Source organism: Ectothiorhodosinus mongolicus, from assembly GCF_022406875.1.
Taxonomy (GTDB): Bacteria; Pseudomonadota; Gammaproteobacteria; order Ectothiorhodospirales; family Ectothiorhodospiraceae; genus Ectothiorhodospira; species Ectothiorhodospira mongolica.
This window is the reverse complement of the sequence record NZ_CP023018.1, coordinates 499,816-521,799: the sequence shown is the minus strand read 5'-3', so window position 1 is coordinate 521,799 and position 21,984 is coordinate 499,816. Positions and strand designations below refer to the sequence as shown.

The window sequence follows — 21,984 nt, the reverse complement described above, 5'->3', positions numbered from 1 at the left end:
GCCAAGCCATGAGTAATCCCAAACCGGAGCGTGTTGTGACGCCTGCCGCAGCCAGCAGTATCGCGCTGACACTAAAACCCGTTGATAACGAGCGCTTGGCGAATTTGTGTGGCCAGTTTGATGAACATCTACGGCTGATCGAGCGGCGCCTGGGTGTGGAAATCAATAACCGCGGTGCGGATTTCAATCTCTTGGGTGATGCTCGTGCGGTGCAGGCCACAGCGGAGCTCTTGCGTGATCTTTACCGCCACTGTGAGCATACGAGCCTGAATCCGCAAACCGTGCATTTGTTTTTGCAGGAGTCCGGCATCGAGCGTCTGCTGGAGAGCGGCGGCAGTGATGCGGAGCGCGAATTTGAGGCGCTGAAACTCAGACGTGGTGTCATCCGTGGTCGGGGCGCACACCAGATTCAATACTTGCAGAATGTCCGCACCCATGATCTGAATTTTGGTGTAGGTCCAGCGGGCACCGGTAAGACCTATTTGGCGGTCGCTGCCGCCTGTGAAGCACTCGAGGCTGATCGCGTGCGACGCTTGGTGCTGGTGCGTCCGGCGGTGGAAGCCGGTGAGCGTTTGGGCTTTTTGCCGGGCGATTTGGCACAGAAAATCGATCCCTATCTGCGGCCAATGTATGACGCCCTTTATGAGATGCTGGGGTTTGAAAAAGTCGCCCGCCTGCAGGAACGCAATGTGATTGAAGTCGCGCCCTTGGCTTATATGCGTGGGCGAACCTTGAATGATGCCTTTGTGATTTTAGATGAGGCGCAAAACACCACGCCTGAGCAGATGAAGATGTTTTTGACGCGCATTGGCTTTGGCTCAACCGCTGTGGTGAATGGCGATGTCACGCAAACCGATTTGCCGCGTTCACAACGCTCGGGTTTGCGCCAAGTGTTGGAAATTCTTCAGGGCGTCCAAGGGGTGAGTTTCACCTTTTTCAACTCCCGAGATGTGGTGCGACACCCGCTGGTGCAGCGTATTGTCGAAGCGTATGACGCGTCAGAACGGCCCATGGATTCTTCCGATGGCCACTGATGTGCAGGTGCAATACGCGCTGTCACGCCGCGGCTTGCCCAGTCCGAAAAAATTGCATGAATGGGCTAACTTGGCGCGGCAAAAGACCCCTGGCACGGTATTGATTCGGGTGGTGGATACCGAGGAAAGTGCCCAGTTAAACCAAACTTATCGTCAGAAATCCGGACCGACCAATGTGCTGTCTTTTCCGTTTGAGGCGCCTCCTGAGGTGCCGTGTACGCATCTAGGCGATCTGGTGATTTGTGCTCCTGTGGTGTTAAAACAAGCGGAACAACAGCACAAGCCGGTCAAAAATCATTGGGCACATCTGGTGATTCATGGCGTATTGCATTTGCGCGGCTATGATCATCAAGATGCGGCGCAAGCCACAGTCATGGAACGACTGGAAATTGATCTTCTGTCGCAGCTAGGATTAGCCAACCCTTACGAGGTGAACGAAAAACCCCATGGCATCTGATCGACCTAGTCAACCGGGGGCGCGCAGTTGGGCAGAACGCATTGGTCTGGCCCTGTTAGCCGAGCCCCGGGATCGCAACCAATTATTGGAGACTCTGCGCAGCGCGCATCAACGCCAGTTGCTGGACCTCGATGCACTGGCGATGCTTGAAGGTGTATTGCAGGTCACAGAAATGCAGGTGCGAGATATCATGATCCCGCGCGCACAAATGGACGTCGTGCAACGCGATGCACGCATTGATGAAATCATCCCAGTCTTGACCGAGTCTGCGCATTCACGTTTTCCGGTGATCGGTGATGACCGCGACGAAGTGGTGGGGATTTTATTGGCTAAAGATATGCTGCGTTATTTTGTCGAGGCATCACGCGATCGCTTCTCTATGCAGGAGATTCTGCGCCCTGCTGTTTTTGTGCCGGAAAGTAAGCGTCTGAACGTCCTGCTCACCGAGTTTCGTAATAGCCGCAATCACATGGCGATTGTTGTCGATGAATACGGTGGCGTCGCGGGCCTCATCACCATCGAGGATGTGTTGGAACAAATCGTTGGTGATATCGATGATGAGCATGATATCGAAGACTTTCTGACCCATATTCTGCGTCATGCGCATGGACGCTATACGGTCAAGGCATTAACCCCGATTGAGGAATTCAACGCTTACTTCAATACGCAGTACAGTGACGAGGAATTCGACACCATCGGCGGTTATGTGGTGCATTTATTCGGACACTTACCCAAGCGCGGCGAAGAGATCAGCTTTGATGGTTTTCAAGTGCGTATTCTGCGGGCCGACAATCGGCGGGTACACTTGTTTGAGTTGACGCGCCAGACTTTGCCTGAGACGGTCACGAAAACGCCAGAGGCGGAATGAATACGGCGAATCAGGTGGCTGGCTTGCCCGAGTGGCTGGGGCGGCATCCTCGAGCCGCTCTACTGCTTGCCCTAGTCGCTGGCCTATCGCTGGTTCTGGCATTTGCCCCGTTCGCCTGGCGCACTCTGAGTATTGTCGCCCCCGCGACGCTTTTTATCCTTTGGGTTCGCGCTGAACCGCGGGCTGCAGCCTGGCGCGGGTATGCCTTTGGTGTCGGTTTTTTTGGCGCGGGTGTCTATTGGATTTATTACAGTTTGTACTTATTTGGTGAGGCCATAGCGCCGCTGGCCGCCTTGATCACCGCTGGCTTTGTCTTGTTTCTAGCCTTATTCCCCGCACTATTGGGTTATCTCTTGGCGCTATTGGGTCGGCGTTTGGCTTTAACCAGCCAATTGCTTTTATTGATGCCGGCCAGTTGGGTGGCTTTTGAGGCTTTTCGCTCGGTTTTTTTGACGGGCTTTCCTTGGTTACTATTGGGCAGTGCTCATGTCGACACGGCTTTGGCCGGCTATGCCCCGGTGGTCGGGGTGTTTGGCGTATCGCTGATGGTGGCTTTGATGGCGGGGGTATTGGCTTGGGGGCTCTTGTCACAACGTCGCCGAGGTTGGCAGGCTGCCGCCCTGCTGCTGTTTATTTGGGTTTTGGGCGCTGGCTTACAGCAGGTTAATTGGACTCAACCGATGGGGGCGCCAGTCACCGTGGCTTTGCTGCAGGGTAATGTGGCCCAAGCCGAGAAACTACAACCCTGGCAATTGCCGCAATCCATACAGGTCTATTACGACTTAACACAGCAGGCTTTGGGGGCAGAGCTGGTGATATGGCCAGAGACTGCCGTGCCAACGTTTTATCGTGAGATTCGCGATGAACTGCTGTGGCCGCTGGCCGATCAAGTACACGCCGCCGGCGGTGCACTGATTGCGGGCGTGTTTACTTATGATGATGCTACGGCCAAGCTACACAACAGCATCGTGCATGTGGATCGGCAGCAATCGAGTTTTTATCACAAACGCCGCCTCGTTCCATTTGGCGAATATTTGCCGCTGCGCAAGGCTTTGCATTGGCTGGACCGCTGGATGGATTTGCCGATGGCGGATTTATCCCCTGGAACCGGTGATCGTGTGCTGCAAGTGGGCGACTGGGTTTTGGGGCCTTCGGTGTGTTACGAAGGCGCTTACGCGGGTTTGGTGCGTCTGGCCCTGCCGCAGGCGCATTTATTGGTCAATGTGAGCAATGATGCGTGGTTTGGTGACTCGATAGCGCCTCATCAACATCTGCAGATCGCTCGCATGCGCAGTGTTGAAAGCGGCCGGGATATGCTGCGTGCCACCAACACTGGCATCTCTGCGGTGATTGACTATCGCGGTCGCCTCAGCGCCGTCTCCCCGCAATTCGAGCCCCATGTTCTGCGCACCAGCGCGCAACCCCGCCAGGGTACGACCCCATACGTGCGATGGGGGGATGCGCCATTGATCTCATTGTTGGGTTTGATGGTGGGTCTGGCCTTGCTGTCGGCGCGACGAGGGCCTCGCGCGAAAGCTTAACGCCGGCTTTGGTTGTTCGTCGGAATCGGGCGCTGGTATTCTTGGCAGCTTAACCTTGGCTTTACCCCTTTTTTGAGTCTGATATGCAAGAACAATACGATCCCGATTTGATTGAAACTCAGGCTCAGTCTTACTGGGATGACGGCCAGTGTTTTCGCGCCCATGAGGACAGCGCGAAGGAGAAATTTTACTGTCTGTCGATGTTCCCCTATCCCAGCGGCAGATTGCATATGGGGCATGTGCGCAACTACACCATCGGTGATGTGATCGCCAGGCATCAGCGCATGTTGGGTAAAAACGTGCTGCAGCCCATGGGTTGGGATGCTTTTGGCCTGCCTGCTGAGAATGCCGCCATTGCCAATCAGGTGCCACCGGCGCGTTGGACCTATGAAAACATCGATTACATGCGGCGCCAACTCAAGCGGCTGGGGTTTGCTTATGACTGGTCGCGCGAGCTGGCCACCTGTCAGCCCGACTATTACCGCTGGGAACAGTGGTTATTCACCCGCCTGTTTAAAAAAGGCCTGGTTTACAAAAAAACTGCGGTGGTGAATTGGGATCCTGTCGACCAGACTGTTTTGGCTAATGAGCAGGTGATTGATGGTCGGGGTTGGCGCTCTGGTGCCAAAGTGGAGCGGCGCGAGATTCCTCAATGGTTTTTGCGGATTACGCATTATGCGGAGGAGTTGCTTAATGGTTTAGATCAACTAGAGGGCTGGCCTGAGCAGGTGCGCACCATGCAGCGCCACTGGATTGGTCGCTCGGAGGGCGTAGAGGTCTGCTTTGACGTCCCCGACCGGGATGCTTTGAAGGTCTACACCACGCGCCCCGACACGCTGATGGGGGTCACTTATTTGGCAGTGGCCGCTGAGCACCCGTTGGCGGCTGAGGCTGCCAAGCAGCGGCCCGAGTTGGCGGCATTTATCGAAGCATGCCGTCATGCCGGCGTCACCGAGGCTGATATGGCCACCATGGAAAAACGCGGTGTGGATACGGGTATCCATGCGATTCATCCCATCAGTGGCGAGCGCATTCCGGTGTGGGCAGCCAATTTTGTGCTGATGGACTACGGCACGGGGGCGGTGATGTCGGTGCCGGCCCATGATCAGCGTGATTGGGAGTTCGCACGCGCTTATGGCTTACCCATTAAGCAGGTCATTGCGCCCATGGAAGCGGAGTCTGAGGTGAATTTGGAGCAACAGGCGTGGACTGAGAAGGGCCGCTTGGTGGCCTCAAGCGCCTTTGATGGTCTGGATTTTGATCAGGCTTTTGCGGCGATTGCCGAGCATCTTGAGGGAGCGGGCAAAGGTGCCCGCCAGGTGAACTACCGGCTGCGCGATTGGGGTGTCTCACGGCAACGCTATTGGGGTTGCCCGATTCCCATGATCCATTGTCCGGATTGTGGTGATGTGCCGGTTCCTGAGGAACAACTTCCGGTGGTATTGCCCGAGGATGTGGCTTTTGACGGCGTCGGCTCGCCACTGAAAAAAATGTCCGAATTCATGCAGACGACATGCCCTCAGTGCGGCGGCGCAGCGCAGCGGGAGACGGATACGTTCGACACCTTTTTTGAGTCGTCTTGGTATTACGCCCGCTACACGGTACCCAATACTGATACCGCGATGCTGGATGAGCGTGCACGATATTGGCTGCCAGTGGATCAGTATGTGGGCGGCGTTGAACATGCTGTGTTGCATCTGTTGTATGCGCGGTTCTTCCACAAGCTGATGCGTGACGAAGGCTTGGTGACATGCGATGAGCCTTTTCAGCGCTTGCTCACCCAGGGCATGGTGCTCAAAGACGGCGCCAAAATGTCTAAGTCCAAGGGCAATACGGTAGACCCTGAGGCACTGATTCAGCGTTATGGCGCCGATACCGTGCGTTTATTCACGATGTTTGCAGCGCCGCCGGAGCTGTCATTGGAATGGTCGGACTCGGCCGTCGAAGGATCCTTTCGGTTTCTCAAGAGATTGTGGAAGCAAGCCCATGATCATCTCGCCAGTGGGCCTGCTGGGCCATTGGATACGACTCGCCTAAGCTCGGCTCAGGCGGAACTCAGGCGCAAGCTGCATCAGACCATCGCCAAAGTCAGTGATGACATCGGACGTCGGCAAACCTTCAATACAGCGATCGCCGCGTGTATGGAATTACTCAATGATCTGGGGCGCTTTGACGATAGCAGCGACTCGGGGCGCGCGCTGAGTCAGGAAGTCTTAGAGGGCATCACTCTGATGCTGGCGCCGATTGTGCCGCATATCACGCATGCACTTTGGCAGGCATTGGGACATCATCAGGCGGTCATTGACGCGCCATGGCCGCATGTTGATGAGGCTGCTTTGCTTAGTGATACGTTGAGTCTGGTGGTGCAAGTCAATGGTAAGTTGCGCGCCAATATTGAAGTCTCGGCGAAGGCCAGCTCAGAACAAATTCAAGAGGCGGCGTTGGCTGATGAGAATGTGCAGCGACATACGCAAGGAAAAGCGGTGGCTAAAGTCATCGTGGTTCCTGGGAAACTAGTGAATGTGGTGGTGAAATGAGGCGATTGACTGCGCTGTTAACGGTGTTAGTGGTGTTGCTGCTTGCAGGCTGTGGTTTTCAGCTGCGGGGCGTGGGGGTGTTGCCGGCTCCGCTGCAGCAGCTGCAAATTACCGGTTTGAGTTCGGGAGATCCGCTGTATCGAGAATTGGAGCGAGGTCTCAATGCGCAAGGGGCTACTGTGGTTCCTGGCACGCAGGCCAGCGCTGTGCTGAGGTTTCGTGATTTCGAATCGGGCCGCCGCGTGGTCTCGGTAGGGCGTGATGGCCGAGTCAACGAATATGAGCTGTTTCTGCGTTTTACCTATGAGGTTGCGGGTATCAATGATGAGTTTGAGCTTGAGCCCGTCTCTTTAAACCTCAGCCGCGATTATCAGTTTGATGCTGAGCAGATATTAAGCCGAGATGTACAGGAATCAACACTGCAGGAGGCGATGCGCCGCGACGCCGTGCAGTTAATTATGCTGCGTCTGCGCACGGCGCAATTCTAGTTAGATGTTATGCAGCTGAAGTTTGAGCAACTCGCCGGCCAACTGCAAAAGTCGTTGGCAAAGATTTATTTATTGACCGGTGATGAGCCTTGGCAAATGTTAGAGGCGGCCGACACCGTTCGCGCCGCCGCCAAACAGGCGGGCTTCACCGAGCGTGAGACCTACTTTGTCGATAAGAGCTTTGACTGGCAGCAATTGGTCATGCAGCAAAATCACTTGTCCTTATTCGGCAGTCGACGCATTTTGGAATTGCGCATGGGCTCAGCGCGTCCAGGTAAAGCGGGCAGTGAGGCATTAAGGGCCTTTTGTGCAGCTCCTCCAGAGGACGTATTATTACTCATTCAGGCCAGCCGTTTAGAAGCCCGTGAGCGACAAGCGGCTTGGGTGAAGACTTTGGATCAGTCTGGCGTGATGGTACCTATGTGGCCTTTGGATCTGCGCCAAACGCAACAGTTTATCGCCGAGCGTATGCGCTCATTGGGGCTGCAGGCAGATACGGAATCGGTGTCCTTGTTGGCTGAGAAAGTCGAAGGTAATTTGCTCGCCGCTGTGCAGGAAATCGAGAAACTGCGTCTGTGTTTCGGTGCCGGTGCCATCGACAGTCAGCAGCTGATGGCGGCTGTGGGGGATAGCGCGCGATTCAATGTTTTTGATCTTGTTGATGCGGCACTCGCGGGCGAGTGCGGACGCAGTCTGCGCATTCTTGAGGGTTTGAGGCAGGAGGGTGCTGAGCCCGTCCTGGTGTTGTGGGGGCTGAGTCGAGAAATTCGGCAGTTATTGGCGTTGGCCGAGCAAGCTGCGGCGGGAACGCCCGCGCAGCAGGTGTTATCCACAGTGCGACCGGCTAAGCGCCAAGGCATTGTGCGACAGGCGTTGCGCCGCCATCCGCGCCGCCAGATCGGGACATTATTACGCCGCTGCGCGCAGGTGGATCGTGCCATCAAGGGCCAGGCTATGCGGCAGCCGTGGGAGGCTTTGGCTGATTTGTGCCAGTGTTTGGCCGGGTCAGGGCGACCTGAGCTGTCGGTCTAATCCCCTTTGGGGCGGAAATTTGCGACAATCGGTCTATGACACCTAAAGACATTCAAGATTATATGCTGCACATGGGGCAGCAGGCTCGCCAGGCTGCCCGAGCATTGCTGCGCGCTGATACTGCTGCGCGTAACCATGCCTTACTTACCATTGCTGATACCGTGGAGGCGCGAGAAGTCGCCTTGATGGCAGAGAATCGCAAGGACCTGGAGGCCGGGCGGGCTGCGGGTCTGGATGCGGCTATGCTAGATCGCCTGGCCTTCAACCCCGAGCGCCTGGCGGCGATGGCCGATGGTTTGAGGCAGATTGCAGCGCTTCCAGACCCCGTGGGGGCGATTACAGATTTGAATTATCGGCCCAGCGGAATCCAGGTGGGGCGCATGCGCGTGCCCTTGGGTGTCATTGGGATTATCTATGAATCGCGACCCAATGTGACGGTGGACGCGGCAGGTCTATGTTTGAAGTCGGGTAATGCCGCCATCCTGCGTGGTGGTTCTGAAGCCTTTCACTCTAATCGAGCCTTGGCTGAGTGCATTCGCGAGGCATTAGAAGCCTCTGGGTTGCCCGCAGATGCCGTGCAGGTGGTGGGCACCACCGACCGCGCCGCCGTGGGTGAGTTATTGCGTCTCAAAGAGTGGGTGGATGTCATCGTGCCGCGTGGCGGTAAAGGCTTGATTGCGCGGGTTAGTGAGGAATCACAAATACCGGTGATCAAGCATCTGGATGGTATTTGTCACGTCTATATCGATGATCATGCCGATTTGGAAAAAGCCGTGCGCGTGACCGTTAACGCCAAAACCCAGCGCTATGGAACCTGTAACACCACAGAGACCTTGTTGCTGGCTGAGTCTATTGCTGCCCGGGCGTTGAGCGCCTTGGTGCCGCTGTTTGCTGAAAAAGGCGTGGAGCTGCGGGGTTGTGAGCGTTGCCGCGGTTATGAGCCGCAAATGCCGGCGGCTACTGAGGAGGATTGGGAGACGGAGTACCTGGCTCCCATATTGAGCATTCGCGTCGTCAATGGCTTGGATGAAGCCATAGAGCACATTAACCACTATGGGTCACACCATACCGATGCCATCCTCACTGAGGATTACACGCGTGCCCGGCGATTTTTGCGCGAGGTCGATTCCAGCTCAGTGATGGTCAATGCCTCAACGCGATTTGCTGATGGTTTCGAGTATGGGCTGGGTGCCGAAATTGGCATCAGTACCGATAAGTTACACGCCCGTGGTCCGGTCGGACTTGAGGGTCTGACCACCCTGAAGTTTGTGGTTTTGGGTGATGGGCAAATTCGTGAATAACACTTTGCCAGGATTGGCATGATTGGCGTTCTCGGGGGTACCTTCGATCCGGTTCACTATGGCCACCTTCGTCCGGCTTGGGAGTTGCAGGAGCAACTGAAGCTGGGGCGTCTTTTGATCATTCCCTGTGCTCGACCGGCACATCGCGGTCCTCCTGTGGCCAGTGTGGAACAGCGACTGAGCATGCTGCGCTTGGCACTGGCTGACCAGCAAAGCTTGCAGTTAGATGAACGCGAGATTCAGCGCCCTGGGCCCTCCTATATGATGGATACCTTGGCTGAACTGCGGGCGGAATATGGGCCGAACCAAGCGATGAGCCTGATCGTTGGTATGGATGCTTTTGCCGCTATAGAACAATGGCATGACTGGCAAGCCTTGCTGGGCTTGGCGCATGTGGTGGTCACCCACCGACCGGGCTCGAGTAAGGTAGATCCGCCATTCATTTGGAAAGACGCGCAGGTGGATTCGCGGCAAAAACTGGATGAGTCGCCATCTGGTCACATTCTTTATGTGAGCGTGACCCAGCTGGATATCTCGGCCAGCCGGATTCGTAGGCTGTTGCAAGATGGGCATAGTCCCCGATTTTTATTACCCGACAGCGTGCTCTCGTACATTGAACAACAACGGCTTTACCGCCATCATGAAACACAGCACCCATCGCTAGGGACATAGAGGTATGCATGCAGACTGAACAGCTCAGCCAACTCGTCACCGAGGCCCTAGAAGATATCAAGGCTAAGGATATTCGGGTGATCGATGTACGTGGTAAAACCAGTATTACCGATCATATGATCATCGCTACCGGGAGCTCTAATCGCCATGTGAAATCCCTGGCCGACAATGTGATGAAAAAAGCAAAGGACGCCGGTGTCCAGCCTTTGGGGATGGAGGGTGAACGCGATGCCGAATGGGTGTTAGTGGATCTCAACGACGTCGTGGTGCACGTCATGCTGCCGCAGGTTCGGGATTTTTATAATCTCGAAAAGCTATGGCTGGCTGCCGGGGTGGTGTCTGAGGAGGATGAGGCACAAGAGGATGATCTGCCCGAGTCTGCCTTTCGTCGACTGAAACGCTGAGGTATTGATGCGTTTGCAGTTGCTGGCTATCGGGACGCGCATGCCATCATGGGTAAATGAGGCGTATCGTGATTATGCGGACCGCCTGCCGGCTGAGTGTCGTTTGGAGTTGCGCGAAATCGCCATGCCTAAGCGGCATCGCAGCTCAAAAGTAGAGGCTTTAAAAACCCGTGAAGCCGAGGATTTACTGGATGCTGTGCCCAAAGCCAACTGGGTGATTGCTCTGGACGGTCAGGGTAAATCATTAACCACCGAAGCCTTAGCCGAGCAGTTGGACAAATGGATGCAATCCGGCCGCGATGTCAGCCTGCTGGTGGGTGGGCCTGACGGCCTCGATGCCCAGGTGCGCCAACGTGCAGACTGGAGTTGGTCATTATCGCCGCTGACTTTTCCGCATCCTCTGGTGCGTGTGGTGGTGGCAGAACAATTGTACCGCGCTTGGTCTTTATTGCGCGGTCATCCCTATCATCGAGGGGATTAATAATGGCGGATGCTGCTCAGCTGATTTTGGCCTCTGCTTCACCGCGCCGCCGAGAATTACTCGCGCAATTGGGTGTGGTATTTCGTGTGCAGCCCGCCGAGATTGACGAAACGCCCCACCGGGGTGAGTTAGCCGCAGCATTTGCGCAGCGTATGGCTAGGGAAAAGGCGCAGGCAGCCTATCAGTGTAGCCCTGCGGCATTACCCATTCTGGCGGCTGATACCGTGGTTGGCATAGATCAGCAGATTTTGGGTAAGCCCCGAGGTCGCGCCGACGCCATCGAGATGCTGCAGAGTCTTTCGGGGCGCAGCCATTGGGTGTATTCAGCACTGGCATTGCAGAGTCGTGCGGGTTTGCATGAAAAACTCTGTGCCACACAAGTGTGGTTTAAGGCCTTGAGTCCCCGGGCTATTAACGTCTATTGGGAAACAGGGGAACCAAAAGATAAGGCAGGGGCCTATGGTATACAGGGCTTGGGTGGACTGTTTGTGGAGCGTATCGACGGTAGCTACACAGGGGTGATGGGTTTGCCCATTTTTGAAACGGGGCAGCTGCTTGCCGCCTGTGGAATACTGGACGCTTAGCGAGGGACACTCAAGCATGATGGGTATGGAAATTCTCATGAACGTCACGCCGCAGGAAACGCGGGTGGCACTCGTGGAAAATGGCGTGTTGGTAGAGCTTAATTTGGAGCGAGCCCGTGGCTTTGGTCTCGTGGGCAACATCTACAAGGGCAAGGTGAATCGCGTGTTGCCTGGCATGGACGCAGCATTCGTGGATATCGGCTTGGAACGAGCCGCTTTTTTACATGCCTCGGATGTCGCTCCGGCACATCATGAAGCCCTGCCTGAAGGCGAGGAGGTGGCTCGAGAACCCATTCAGAGATTGCTGCATGAAGGCCAAGAGATACTCGTGCAGGTGATCAAAGATCCTATGGGCACTAAGGGTGCGAGACTGACCACCCATATCACTATCCCTTCCCGCTATCTGGTACTGCTACCTGATAATTCGGTGGTCGGGGTATCCACACGGATTGAAGCAGAGACAGAACGCGAGCGTTTGAAAACATTACTCGGCCAATTGCAAAGTGAAACTACGGCAAAGCCGGGCTTGATTGCGCGAACAGCTGCCGATGGTGCCACGCATGACGCCCTAAAGCAGGATGTCGAGTTTTTGGAAAAGCTTTGGCAAAGCATTGATGAGCGCGCCAAACAGGCTAAAGCCGGTTCCGAGGTTTATGCTGATCTGCCCTTGAGTCTACGCATTCTCCGGGACATGGCGGGAGTCACATTAGAACGCGTGCGTATTGATTCTCGGGAGACCCTGCAAAAGGTCACTGAATTTGCCAATCGCTACATGGTGGAGTTGCTACCGCATATTGAACACTATCCTGGCGAGCGGCCCATATTCGATCTCTACAATATCGAGGACGAGATTGAGAAAGCCTTGGATCGCAAAGTCGAATTAAAGTCTGGTGGTTATTTGATCTTTGATCAAACCGAAGCCATGACGACGATTGATATCAATACGGGAGGGTTTGTTGGTCATCGCAACTTGGAGGAAACCACCTTTAAAACCAACCTAGAGGCAGCGCAAGCCATTGCTCGGCAACTGCGCCTGCGAAATCTTGGCGGTATTATCATTGTCGATTTCATCGACATGACGCAGGAAGAGCACAAACGCCAGGTCTTGCGCGCTCTAGAGAAGGGGATGGAAAAGGATTACGCGCGTAGCCAGATCTGTGAGGTCTCGCCGTTGGGACTGGTAGAAATGACTCGCAAGCGCACGCGTGACAGTTTGGCGCATCAATTGTGTGAGCCCTGTCCTACCTGTGGCGGCCGCGGTTATTTAAAGTCGGCCGAGACCGTCTGCTTCGAGATGTTCCGCGAGATTTTGCGCGAAGCCAGACAGTTTGATGCCCAGGAATTACTGGTTTTGGCGTCACAAAGTGTGGTGGATTTATTGCTTGACGAGGAATCAGCTAGCGTCGCTCAGTTGCAGGAATTTATTGGCATCCCGATCCGCTTCCAAGTAGAAACCCTATACACCCAGGAGCAATTTGATGTGGTGCCCGTCTAGGCGGTCATGTGACCGGTTCTGAGCAGTCTAGACAGCGCGTTCCGCGGGTCTTGCGCAGGCTGTGGTCCTGGGGCGCAGTGCTGGTTATTGTTTTGGCCGTGTCCATCAGCGTGTTGCGCGTTGGCCTGCTGTGGGCTGATAACCTGATCCCCCACTTAGAGCAGGAGCTCACTGCTTGGGTCGGAGAGACCGTTGAGATCGGTGACCTGCGCGTGCAATGGCGAGTCGTCAGCGCTCGCGTCACCTTGGGCGATGTCACCGTGCTGGATCAGCACGCCCAGGACGTCTTGTTCGGTGTGGGTGAGGTGCAGGTCGATCTCCATGTCTGGCGCAGTTGGTGGCAGCAACAACCGGTATTTTCCGACCTGACGATTCGCCGTGCTGACGTGCATGTGCTGCGCGATGAAGCTGGGGTTGTGCGCGTTTATGGTGCTCCAGTGGGCATGGATATCGGAACCCCCGATGCAGATCGCGATGTCCTGGGCTTGATCGCCGGTCAGCATTTGTTGTTGGAGCGCAGCCGGTTGCGATGGGAAGACCGACGTTTGGGCATCGATTATCAGTTTCATGATTTGCAGCTGGCTGTCGTCACCGAGCCAAAGCGTGTGCAATTGGCGGGGCAGGTTTTTTTGCCCGAGTATCTGGGGGACTCACTACATGTGGCGATGGATATGCACTTGGAAGCGTCTGCACGTGACTGGTCCGGCTTGGCCTATTTGCGGGGGCAATCTTTGCATGGTTCCGGCTTGCCCGAATCGCTGCGACAACAATTGGGGCTGGATAAGGCGGAGATTCAGACCAGTGTTTGGTTGAATTGGATGCGCGGTGAAGTGCGTCGGGCACAAGCTTTGGTGAGTATTGAGGATTTATTGCTGCTGCCTTTTGTTGCACAGCCCTCAATCGAGGCGGTCAAGTTTGATCATCTAGCGGGCCATTTTCTCTGGGAGCAGCAGGCATCGGGTTGGCAGATGCGGGGCCATGATCTGCGCGTGCAAAGAGGCACGCGTTTCTGGCCTGAGAGTGGTTTTGACCTGCAGGTCACCCAAGAAGCGGATCGCCAAGACTGGCGAATCTCTCTTGATCATGCGCGCTTAGAAGATATTTGGCCTTTTATCTTGGCGCAGCAATCTTGGTCTGTGCCAGGTGCGGACTGGCTGCAAGAGTTGCAGCCTGGCGGAGTTGTGCAATCCTTATCCGCGCATATCCAGCTCTCTAAAGAAGACCAGCCAAGTCTCCAGTTGCAGGCCAGTTTGCGCGATGGGCAGACGCTTCCAGCGCGCGGTATACCGGGATTTCAGGGGATTCACGGTGATGTGGTCTTTTACGATGGGCAAGGTGAGTTGCAGATTTACAGCGATTCCGCCGCAATCACTGCCCCAAGGCTGTTCACGGACGCGCTGGCAATCCAAAGTTTAGCGGCGTCGTTTGACATCACTCAGCATGATCAGGGTGTAAGTCTGGTCAGCGATTCAATCGCTTTGAGTAATCAGGATGTCGCTCTGCAATTGCGGGGCGAGTTTGACCTGCAGGCTGATGCAGGGATGATCCTTGAGGGCCAATTCGGTTCAGCAGATATCCGCCGGGTTTCTCATTACCTACCACGCGGCATTATGCCGCCCATTGTGGTCACTTGGCTGGAGAATGCATTGCTGCAGGGTGAGATTGCTGGCGGCGAGGTGCAATTTCGCGGACGTTTTAAAGATTTTCCGTTTCCACAGGATCAGGGTGTTTTTGAAGTGCGTGCCGATGTTCGTGATGTGGGCCTGCAGTTCCACCCCGAATGGCCTTCAGCTGAGCAAGTGCAAGCAGAATTGATCTTTAAGAATGCCGGCATGGAGGTACGTGAGGCCAGTGGCCGCTTGCGGGATACGCCTGTGGTGGATTTGAGCGTGCGTATCGAGGATTTTGGCAGGCCTGTATTGGATCTTAGCGGCATCGCCCGCGGAGATTTGCCTGGGTTTCAATCCTACCTGCTGGCCACGCCCTTAGCTGCGCTCAATCAAGCTTGGTTAGAGCCGTTGCAATTGCAAGGTGTGGGGCAATTGGAGTTGGGTCTGCAAATGGAACTGAGAGACCGACACAAACACGCTAACCCAGATCAGCTGCAGGGGCGGTTTTCGTTGCTTGGGACTCGCTTGATGGCACCCGGCTTGCCCTGGCCGCTGGAAGATATACAAGGAGATCTGCGCTTTGATTTGAGCAGTCTAAGCTCGCGGAACTTAACCGCCAAATTAAATAGTGAAGCGATTCGTTTAGATGTGCGACGGGAGCCTGATGCACATGTGTATATCGAGGCCCTGGGACTCCAGCCGATCGAGACTTTGCTGCAGGAACTCCCCGAAATGGTTAGGGATCACCTAAGCGGCTCTGCCCTCTGGCGGGCACAACTGCAATTTGCGCCACAAGATCCCCCCCATTTGCGCCTACGCAGCGATACTCGCGGCGTGGTTTCTCGCTTGCCATCACTTTTGGCGAAGACAGCCGATGAGGCTTGGCTGCTGGACCTGCGCATGGATCTCTTGGCTGATGGGCCGGCCGGGGTGCGGCTTAGTTTGGGTGAGTCGGGTGGGGAGAGGCTGTTTTTACGCGGTCGGCAGGAGGCACCACACTGGCTATGGCAGATGGATTCACCAGCCGTCAGTGGTGAGTTGCGCTGGCCTTTTGAGCCCAGTGCTGAGCAAGGTTTGCGCGCTGAGCTGCGTTATGTGCGCTGGGCGGAGTTGGGTTTTCCTGAGGACCGATCGGAGCGCGCCCGCATCGACCCGCACGTTTTGCCGGCTCTGGATGTATCGATTGATGCGCTGCACTTGAATGAACGCATATTGCATGACTTGCGCTGGCAGAGTGTGCCTTTTGATCAGGGCTTGCGTCTGCTGTCGGCCTCAGTCGCCAGCCGCGATCAGTATTTGCAGGCTGAAGCGCAGGGAGAGTGGCGTATTGGGGAAGATGCGGAACACCGCACCGAAGCCCATATTCGTTTCTTCGGTGATGATCTGGGACAGGGGCTGAGTGCGTTGAATATCAACCATAACATTAGTGGTGGACGAGTGCTGGCCACAGCACGCGTGCACTGGCCAGATGCAGCCACCCACTTCGCACTTGAGATAGCAGAGGCGCAGGGTGAGCTGAACATCGAAGAGGGGCGATTACTTGAGGTGGAGCCGGGTGCCGGACGATGGTTGGGATTGTTCAGTTTGAATATGTTGCCGCGTCGCTTGGCTTTGGATTTTCGCGATGTGTTTCAGCGAGGGCTGGTGTTTGATGAATTCAAGGGAGCCTTTGATTTACAACAAGGTCAGTTGTACACCCCGGATTTGTTGCTGCATGGGCCTGCTGCCCGAATTCAGATTCGCGGCCGCACTGGATTGCTGGCGCAGGATTACGATCAGATGATTCTGGTTTCACCGAATGTGCGTTCGACTCTGCCCCTGGCAGGCGCATTTTTGGGCGGCCCCGTCGCCGGAATCGCGGTATTTTTGTTCGAGCGTATCGCGGGTTTGGGTGATCGTTTGGATGACAGTATGCGACTGGAATATCACGTCACGGGTCCATGGAATGCCCCTGAAGTGGAAGCGCAGGTGCGCGAAATTGCTACCACACCTTCGCCTTAATACCCAGTGGAGTCGTCAAGTTCAACCATGCCTTGCTATAGTGAACAGATGCGACGTTATCGATCAACCGCGGGCGTGCTGCTGATGCTTTTGGCTTTGGCAGCCCCGAGTCATGCTGAAGACCAGTGGGTGCTGGCGCTGGATCAGTTGCAGGCCAAAACCCAATTACAAGATTGGCTGAACTCGGCACCTCTACGCACCATGATGTCGCGTTTCGAGCAAGGTCAAGGCGCGGCGGTGGTGGTGCATCATCCTCCAGGCGAAGAAGCCCAGCAGGTTTTCATGTCTCTTCAGCAGGCGTTGGCTGCGTTAGGGCTGAGGTCCGATCGGCTGGAGGCCGAGCTGGATTCCAGTCTTGATGGGCAGCTGATTTTGCGCTTGAGAGGGCCATCGCAATGACTTTAGTAGCTGCCATTCAAATGGCGTCTGGGACGCATCCGCCGGCGAATCTGCATGAGGCCGCACGTTTATTGGGTGAGGCTGCCAAGGCCGGTGCTCAGCTGGCGGTGCTGCCGGAGAACTTCGCTTTGATGGGGATGCGGGAAGAGGATAAATTGGCGATCCGTGAGCAGCCGGGCGCTGGCATGATTCAGGATTTTCTCAGTGAGCAATCCCGCCGTTTAGGTCTTTGGATTGTGGGTGGCACGGTGCCGCTGGATTGCGGTGATGAACAGCGGGTTACCGCCAGTTGTTTGGTCTATGATGATCAAGGTCGGTGTCTCACGCGATACGACAAGATTCATCTGTTTGACGTGCGTCTCCCCGATCATGATGAATATTATGTCGAATCAGAATCGACGCGCCCCGGCGATTCCGTCGTGGTGATGGATACGCCTTTTGGCCGGCTCGGGCTGGCGGTTTGTTACGATTTGCGCTTCCCTGAGTTGTTTCGCAGTCTTCTGGATGAAGATGTTGAGTTAATTGTGTTGCCGGCCGCATTCACCGCGGTCACTGGTCGCGCTCATTGGGAGGCTTTGTTGCGCGCCCGGGCCATCGAAAATCAGGTGTATCTCATTGCTGCGGCGCAAGGCGGCTACCATGTGAATGGTCGGGAGACGCATGGTGACAGCATGATTGTCGATCCTTGGGGAAATATTCTGGATCGTCTGCCGCGCGGTTCTGGCGTCGTTCTGGCATCGCTGGATCGAGAGCGGCAGCAGGCCGTGCGCCGCAGTTTTCCAGCAATCTCGCACCGCCGCCTCGGGTGTCAACTGGTTCACGACAAAAGGTAAGTGATCACTATGCAGGATGTATTCGCGCTGGCTCGCCAGCAGCTGCTCGAACCCGGTGGATTGGATGAGTCTGCCCTGGATAAAGCACTTAGTCAGCTCTGTAGCAGCCGCGTCGATGGCGGTGATATCTATTTCCAAGATACGCGTCACGAGTCCTGGGTTTTGGAGGATGGGCGGATTCGCGAGGGTGGATTTAATATTGAGCGTGGCGTCGGTGTGCGCGCCATCAGTGGTGAACGTGTGGGTTTGGCTTACAGTAATGAGATCGCCTTACCGGCGATCATCGAGGCAGCCCATACCGCGCGCGCCATCAGTCAAGGGCAGCAGTCCGGTCGGGTGGCTATTGCTCAGCAAACTGCGGGGCATCAGCTTTACTCAGTCGATGATCCTTTGGGCAGCTTGAGTACGGAGGCCAAGTTAGATTTATTGCGCAGTATTGATGTTGAGGCTAGAGGCCTTGACCCGCGTGTGACCCAAGTGATGGTGAGTCTGTCGGGTGTGCATGAAATCATTCTGGTGGCCACCACGAACGGCGAGTTGGCAGCGGACGTGCGGCCATTGGTGCGGCTGAATGTGCATGTCATCGTTGAGGATGCGCAAGGTCGGCGGGAGCAGGCCGGTAGTGGAGGCGGAGGCCGGCATGGTTATGAGTTTTTCCTCGAGCAGCGCCGCGCTCTGCAGTATGCCCATGAAGCTGTGCGCCAGGCCTTATTGAAACTCGAGGCCGACGAGGCACCCGCTGGCAATATGACGGTGGTCTTGGGTTCGGGTTGGCCAGGGGTGATGCTGCATGAAGCTGTGGGGCATGGCCTTGAGGGTGATTTTAATCGCAAGGGGACATCCGCATTCAGTGGCCGCATCGGTGAACGCGTAGCAGCCCCCGGGGTGACCGTGGTCGATGACGGCACGTTGGCTGGACGCCGTGGCTCTCTCAATGTGGATGATGAGGGCGTGCCCACGGCCTGTAATGTGTTGATCGAAGACGGGATTTTGAAAGCTTATATGCAGGATCGATTGAATGCGCGCTTGATGAAGGGTGCTCCTACTGGCAATGGCCGACGTGAGTCTTATGCGCACCTGCCGATGCCGCGCATGACCAATACCTACATGTTGGCCGGGCAGCATGCCCCGGAGGATATTATTGCTTCCGTGGATAAAGGCCTTTACGCCGTTAATTTCGGCGGCGGTCAAGTGGATATTACCTCCGGTAAATTTGTCTTCTCAGCTTCTGAGGCCTATTTGATTGAGAACGGTAAAATCACCCGCCCGGTGAAGGGTGCGACCTTGATTGGCAATGGCCCCGATGCTCTGACGCGGGTCTCGATGGTGGGCAATGATCTGGATCTGGATTCCGGCGTGGGAACGTGCGGTAAAGAGGGTCAGAGTGTGCCGGTTTGTGTGGGCCAGCCAACCTTGCGTATCGACGGGTTGACCGTTGGCGGCACGCAGCACTAAGGGATTTGAGATGAATGCAAACCTAAAAGAGGCAGGGCTCAGCCAGACGCTGACCGATAAAGTTGCTTTGGCTCTGGAGGCGGCCGATGCCGAGGGCGCTACTGCGGCGCAGGCCAGTGCCAGTCAAGATGCCGGCCTGTCAGTCAATGTGCGTAGGGGCGAAGTCGAGACTTTGGAACATCACAAGGATCAGGGCATTGCCATCACGGTATTTGTCGGTGAGTGCAAAGGCTCAGCCAGCACCGCTGATTTGCGTGATGCATCGATTCGTGAGGCTGCAGCCGCAGCTTGTCGTATCGCCAAAGTCAGCGAGCCTGACCCCTGCGCTGGACTCGCTGATGCCGCATTGATGGCGACCGATATTCCAGATCTGGATTTATATCACCCTTGGCAAATTGATGCCGATTCAGCGATTGCCTTAGCCCGTGATTGCGAGTCGGTGGCTTTGGGGATGGATAAGCGCATCGTGAATTCTGAAGGGGCTGAGGTGGGCAGCTTTACGGGACAAATGGCCTACGGTAACTCGCATGGGTTTATCGGTGGTTATGCCACCAGCCGGCATAGCCTGAGTTGCTCTGTAGTGGCGGGGGATGCACAAGGCATGCAGCGTGACTATTGGTACAGTGCTGCACGCTGCGCTGATGATTTGTTAGCGGCTGAAGAGATAGGGCGTCAAGCAGCCGAGCGAGCTTTGAAGCGCCTAGGTGGTCGTCGCCTGAGCACGCGTCGCTGCCCGGTGTTGTTTGTTCCTGAGACAGCGCGCTCGCTGTTGGGGCAGTTTATGGGAGCGATCAGTGGCGGCAGCCTGTATCGCCGCGCGTCGTTTCTGGTTGATCATTTGGGGCAAAGGGTGTTTCCCGAGTTTGTACGCATTCACGAGCGTCCGCACTTACTCAGAGGGCTGGGAAGCGCGCCTTTTGATGCTGAGGGAGTGGCCACCGCCGATCGGGATTTTGTGAATCAGGGTGTGCTTGAGTCTTACGTGCTCAGCAGCTATGCGGCGCGGCGCCTAGGTATGGTGACAACCGGCAATGCGGGCGGGGTACGTAATTTGGAAATGGTGCCCGGCGACCTGGATTTGCCGGCCTTGCTGCGCGAGATGGGCACCGGTTTGATGCTCACTGAACTTATCGGTCATGGCACGAATATGGTGACCGGCGACTATTCTCGAGGCGCTGCGGGATTTTGGGTGGAGAATGGTGAGATCTTGTATCCCGTCGAAGAGATCACAGTGGCCGGTAATCTTAAGCAGATCTTTGCTGAATTGGTGGCGGTGGGGAAGGATGTTGATCGCCGCGGTGGTATACACACCGGTTCTTGGTTGGTCGATGGACTGACCGTGGCCGGCGATTAAGCGTGGTGATCGAACTAGCCACCGAAAATCGGTTCCTGCAGGCCCCATTTGTTGGCTAGGGTTTCGGTCGCATTGAGTACCTCTTCAGCCCGAGCAGGATGGTTATAGATACCCTTGGCCAACCAGCGTAAAGCGGATTGCGTATCCGGCGCCAGCGACAGCAAATGGATTAGCTCACCGGCGGAGCCGCCGACAATTTCGCCACCCAGCATGGCGCCACTATCCATATCAGCCAGCAAGCGTACAAAACCCGATATATCGTCCTGGCCGAGGGCGCATGGTGAGGTTTGGAATGCTGCAAAGCCAACCGCCGGCTCAAGACCAGCATCTTCTGCGCTGTCTTCATCATGACCTAAGCGGGCCAATTCCAAGGCGCTGTAGACGACCATGGGGATTTGCTGCCAATCCAGAGATTTATCTGCCTCATGGATAATGTTGTCCACAGCTAAAGTGGCCTCCGCCAGTGCATGGTTGGCGGTCATTAAAGAGTTGGCGACATCGCCAATGGCGAAACAGTTGCGGTTAGCCGTGCGCAGACTCGCGTCGCGCTGAATAAACCCTTGTGTATCGGTGTTAATGCCGGCGGCAGTAAGGTTCAGAGCTTGGGTATGGGGTTTACGTCCAGTGCCTAAGCATACCCAGTCGACTTCCAGTTCGCGGCCTTCTTCTAGCCTGATATGCACATGATTTTGGGTTTCTTTAACAGCGACAAAGCCCTTAGTGCGTTGTAGTTCGATTCCCTGGCGGGTGAGTTCTTTGATTAGAGTATCTCGCGCCGGACGACTGAAATTCAGTCGATTGAGCATGGGGGATCGCGCTAACCAGTGCACCTCACAGCCCAATTGCGTCAGGATAAAAGCCATTTCTGTGGCTACCACGCCACTGCCAATCAACGCCACACGTCGCCCAGAAGGCAGAGCCTGGGTAAATAGCCGGTCAGTGGTAAGCACGCGGGCAGCATTCTCGGGAAACGGTGAGGGAATGTGGGCGCTGGCTCCGGTGGCAATGATGATGTGTTGTGCATGGATCTCACGGCTGCTGTTCTGATCGTTTCGTACTTCTAGCGTCTGGGCATCTAAAAATCGCGCGCAGCCCTGCACGGAATCGACTTTTAAATGCGCGAGGTATCCGGCGTAGCTGTCCTGTACGGTGGCCACAACCTGTCGTTGATGCTGCCAAGCGGCCTCTATATCAGGCCGCAGTGCCCCCTGGATTCCGCGTTCAGAAAACGACGGCTGTGCTGCCAGTAATCGCGCGGTATGGTGCCAGTCTTTTTTGGGCACGCAGCCATGATTGAGGCAGCAACCACCCCAGGCGTCTTTTTCGATGATACTGACTTTCAGGCCGCGCAGGGCCCCCAGGACTGCTGCGCGGTAACCACCCGGGCCCGATCCAATCACCGCTAGGTCTGTGTGTTCTGCCACCTGAAACTCCTTTT

Annotated in this window: 19 protein-coding genes; 18 read left to right on the top strand and 1 reads right to left on the bottom strand. The window is 55.8% G+C overall.

The annotated features are described in order from the left end of the window. Positions 1-8: 8 nt before the first annotated feature. The 18 genes from CKX93_RS02120 to pmbA all read left to right on the top strand — a co-directional run bounded on the left by CKX93_RS02120 (position 9) and on the right by pmbA (position 20,546). Positions 9-1,034 (top strand): PhoH family protein, encoded by a 1,026-nt coding sequence (locus CKX93_RS02120; protein ID WP_076754798.1) that lies wholly within the window; start codon positions 9-11, stop codon positions 1,032-1,034. After that, positions 1,024-1,491, top strand: a complete 468-nt coding sequence (ybeY, locus tag CKX93_RS02115) for an rRNA maturation RNase YbeY (RefSeq protein WP_076754797.1) — start codon at positions 1,024-1,026, stop codon at positions 1,489-1,491. Before CKX93_RS02120 ends, ybeY begins: the two co-directional genes overlap by 11 nt. After that, entirely contained in the window at positions 1,481-2,359 is an 879-nt protein-coding gene (locus CKX93_RS02110) for an HlyC/CorC family transporter (RefSeq protein WP_076754795.1), read from the top strand. Before ybeY ends, CKX93_RS02110 begins: the two co-directional genes overlap by 11 nt. Next, positions 2,356-3,900, top strand: coding sequence for an apolipoprotein N-acyltransferase (gene lnt, locus CKX93_RS02105; protein WP_076754793.1), 1,545 nt, complete (start codon positions 2,356-2,358; stop codon positions 3,898-3,900). Before CKX93_RS02110 ends, lnt begins: the two co-directional genes overlap by 4 nt. Positions 3,901-3,983: 83 nt before the next feature. Beyond that, positions 3,984-6,437, top strand: a complete 2,454-nt coding sequence (gene leuS / locus CKX93_RS02100) for a leucine--tRNA ligase (RefSeq protein WP_076754791.1) — start codon at positions 3,984-3,986, stop codon at positions 6,435-6,437. Beyond that, positions 6,434-6,925 (top strand): LPS-assembly lipoprotein LptE, encoded by a 492-nt coding sequence (locus CKX93_RS02095; protein ID WP_076754789.1) that lies wholly within the window; start codon positions 6,434-6,436, stop codon positions 6,923-6,925. Before leuS ends, CKX93_RS02095 begins: the two co-directional genes overlap by 4 nt. 9 nt (positions 6,926-6,934) lie before the next feature. Next, positions 6,935-7,957, top strand: a complete 1,023-nt coding sequence (gene holA / locus CKX93_RS02090) for a DNA polymerase III subunit delta (protein WP_076754787.1) — start codon at positions 6,935-6,937, stop codon at positions 7,955-7,957. A gap of 35 nt (positions 7,958-7,992) precedes the next feature. Next, complete coding sequence (locus CKX93_RS02085; RefSeq protein ID WP_084178601.1) at positions 7,993-9,258, top strand: glutamate-5-semialdehyde dehydrogenase; 1,266 nt, start codon at positions 7,993-7,995, stop codon at positions 9,256-9,258. Positions 9,259-9,276: 18 nt separating this feature from the next. Then, on the top strand, positions 9,277-9,930 hold the full coding sequence (nadD, locus tag CKX93_RS02080) for a nicotinate-nucleotide adenylyltransferase (RefSeq protein ID WP_076754784.1): 654 nt from the start codon (positions 9,277-9,279) through the stop codon (positions 9,928-9,930). 8 nt (positions 9,931-9,938) lie between these two features. Next, positions 9,939-10,334, top strand: a complete 396-nt coding sequence (gene rsfS, locus CKX93_RS02075) for a ribosome silencing factor (protein ID WP_076754782.1) — start codon at positions 9,939-9,941, stop codon at positions 10,332-10,334. A gap of 7 nt (positions 10,335-10,341) precedes the next feature. After that, positions 10,342-10,815: a 23S rRNA (pseudouridine(1915)-N(3))-methyltransferase RlmH gene (rlmH, locus tag CKX93_RS02070; protein WP_076754780.1), complete on the top strand. Its 474-nt coding sequence runs from the start codon at positions 10,342-10,344 to the stop codon at positions 10,813-10,815. A 2-nt stretch (positions 10,816-10,817) separates the two neighbouring features. Continuing rightward, entirely contained in the window at positions 10,818-11,399 is a 582-nt protein-coding gene (locus CKX93_RS02065; protein WP_076754778.1) for a Maf family protein, read from the top strand. Between the two features lie 16 nt (positions 11,400-11,415). Then, positions 11,416-12,894 carry a ribonuclease G gene (gene rng, locus CKX93_RS02060; protein WP_076754777.1) on the top strand — a complete coding sequence of 493 codons (1,479 nt, stop codon included), beginning with the start codon at positions 11,416-11,418 and terminating at the stop codon, positions 12,892-12,894. A gap of 8 nt (positions 12,895-12,902) precedes the next feature. After that, positions 12,903-16,505, top strand: coding sequence for a YhdP family phospholipid transporter (locus tag CKX93_RS02055; protein WP_159435513.1), 3,603 nt, complete (start codon positions 12,903-12,905; stop codon positions 16,503-16,505). A 27-nt stretch (positions 16,506-16,532) separates the two neighbouring features. Next, on the top strand, positions 16,533-16,904 hold the full coding sequence (locus tag CKX93_RS02050) for a hypothetical protein (protein ID WP_076754774.1): 372 nt from the start codon (positions 16,533-16,535) through the stop codon (positions 16,902-16,904). After that, positions 16,901-17,737, top strand: coding sequence for a carbon-nitrogen hydrolase family protein (locus CKX93_RS02045; protein ID WP_076754772.1), 837 nt, complete (start codon positions 16,901-16,903; stop codon positions 17,735-17,737). Before CKX93_RS02050 ends, CKX93_RS02045 begins: the two co-directional genes overlap by 4 nt. A 9-nt stretch (positions 17,738-17,746) precedes the next feature. Continuing rightward, positions 17,747-19,192, top strand: a complete 1,446-nt coding sequence (gene tldD, locus CKX93_RS02040; RefSeq protein ID WP_076754770.1) for a metalloprotease TldD — start codon at positions 17,747-17,749, stop codon at positions 19,190-19,192. Positions 19,193-19,202: 10 nt separating this feature from the next. Continuing rightward, positions 19,203-20,546, top strand: a complete 1,344-nt coding sequence (pmbA, locus tag CKX93_RS02035) for a metalloprotease PmbA (RefSeq protein ID WP_084178600.1) — start codon at positions 19,203-19,205, stop codon at positions 20,544-20,546. A 14-nt stretch (positions 20,547-20,560) separates the two neighbouring features. On the opposite strand, the gene CKX93_RS02030 is transcribed toward pmbA, so the two are convergent. Next, positions 20,561-21,970, bottom strand: a complete 1,410-nt coding sequence (locus CKX93_RS02030) for a dihydrolipoyl dehydrogenase family protein (RefSeq protein ID WP_076755218.1) — start codon at positions 21,968-21,970, stop codon at positions 20,561-20,563. Positions 21,971-21,984 lie beyond the last annotated feature (14 nt).

Coding starts and splice junctions, on each gene's coding strand:
- rng (WP_076754777.1), top strand. CDS start 11,416: ATGATGGGTATGGAAATTCTCATGAACGTCACGCCGCAGGAAACGCGG.
- pmbA (WP_084178600.1), top strand. CDS start 19,203: ATGAATGCAAACCTAAAAGAGGCAGGGCTCAGCCAGACGCTGACCGAT.
- rlmH (WP_076754780.1), top strand. CDS start 10,342: ATGCGTTTGCAGTTGCTGGCTATCGGGACGCGCATGCCATCATGGGTA.
- nadD (WP_076754784.1), top strand. CDS start 9,277: ATGATTGGCGTTCTCGGGGGTACCTTCGATCCGGTTCACTATGGCCAC.
- leuS (WP_076754791.1), top strand. CDS start 3,984: ATGCAAGAACAATACGATCCCGATTTGATTGAAACTCAGGCTCAGTCT.
- holA (WP_076754787.1), top strand. CDS start 6,935: ATGCAGCTGAAGTTTGAGCAACTCGCCGGCCAACTGCAAAAGTCGTTG.
- CKX93_RS02110 (WP_076754795.1), top strand. CDS start 1,481: ATGGCATCTGATCGACCTAGTCAACCGGGGGCGCGCAGTTGGGCAGAA.
- ybeY (WP_076754797.1), top strand. CDS start 1,024: ATGGCCACTGATGTGCAGGTGCAATACGCGCTGTCACGCCGCGGCTTG.
- rsfS (WP_076754782.1), top strand. CDS start 9,939: ATGCAGACTGAACAGCTCAGCCAACTCGTCACCGAGGCCCTAGAAGAT.
- CKX93_RS02095 (WP_076754789.1), top strand. CDS start 6,434: ATGAGGCGATTGACTGCGCTGTTAACGGTGTTAGTGGTGTTGCTGCTT.
- CKX93_RS02045 (WP_076754772.1), top strand. CDS start 16,901: ATGACTTTAGTAGCTGCCATTCAAATGGCGTCTGGGACGCATCCGCCG.
- CKX93_RS02050 (WP_076754774.1), top strand. CDS start 16,533: ATGCCTTGCTATAGTGAACAGATGCGACGTTATCGATCAACCGCGGGC.
- CKX93_RS02120 (WP_076754798.1), top strand. CDS start 9: ATGAGTAATCCCAAACCGGAGCGTGTTGTGACGCCTGCCGCAGCCAGC.
- CKX93_RS02065 (WP_076754778.1), top strand. CDS start 10,818: ATGGCGGATGCTGCTCAGCTGATTTTGGCCTCTGCTTCACCGCGCCGC.
- tldD (WP_076754770.1), top strand. CDS start 17,747: ATGCAGGATGTATTCGCGCTGGCTCGCCAGCAGCTGCTCGAACCCGGT.
- CKX93_RS02085 (WP_084178601.1), top strand. CDS start 7,993: ATGACACCTAAAGACATTCAAGATTATATGCTGCACATGGGGCAGCAG.
- lnt (WP_076754793.1), top strand. CDS start 2,356: ATGAATACGGCGAATCAGGTGGCTGGCTTGCCCGAGTGGCTGGGGCGG.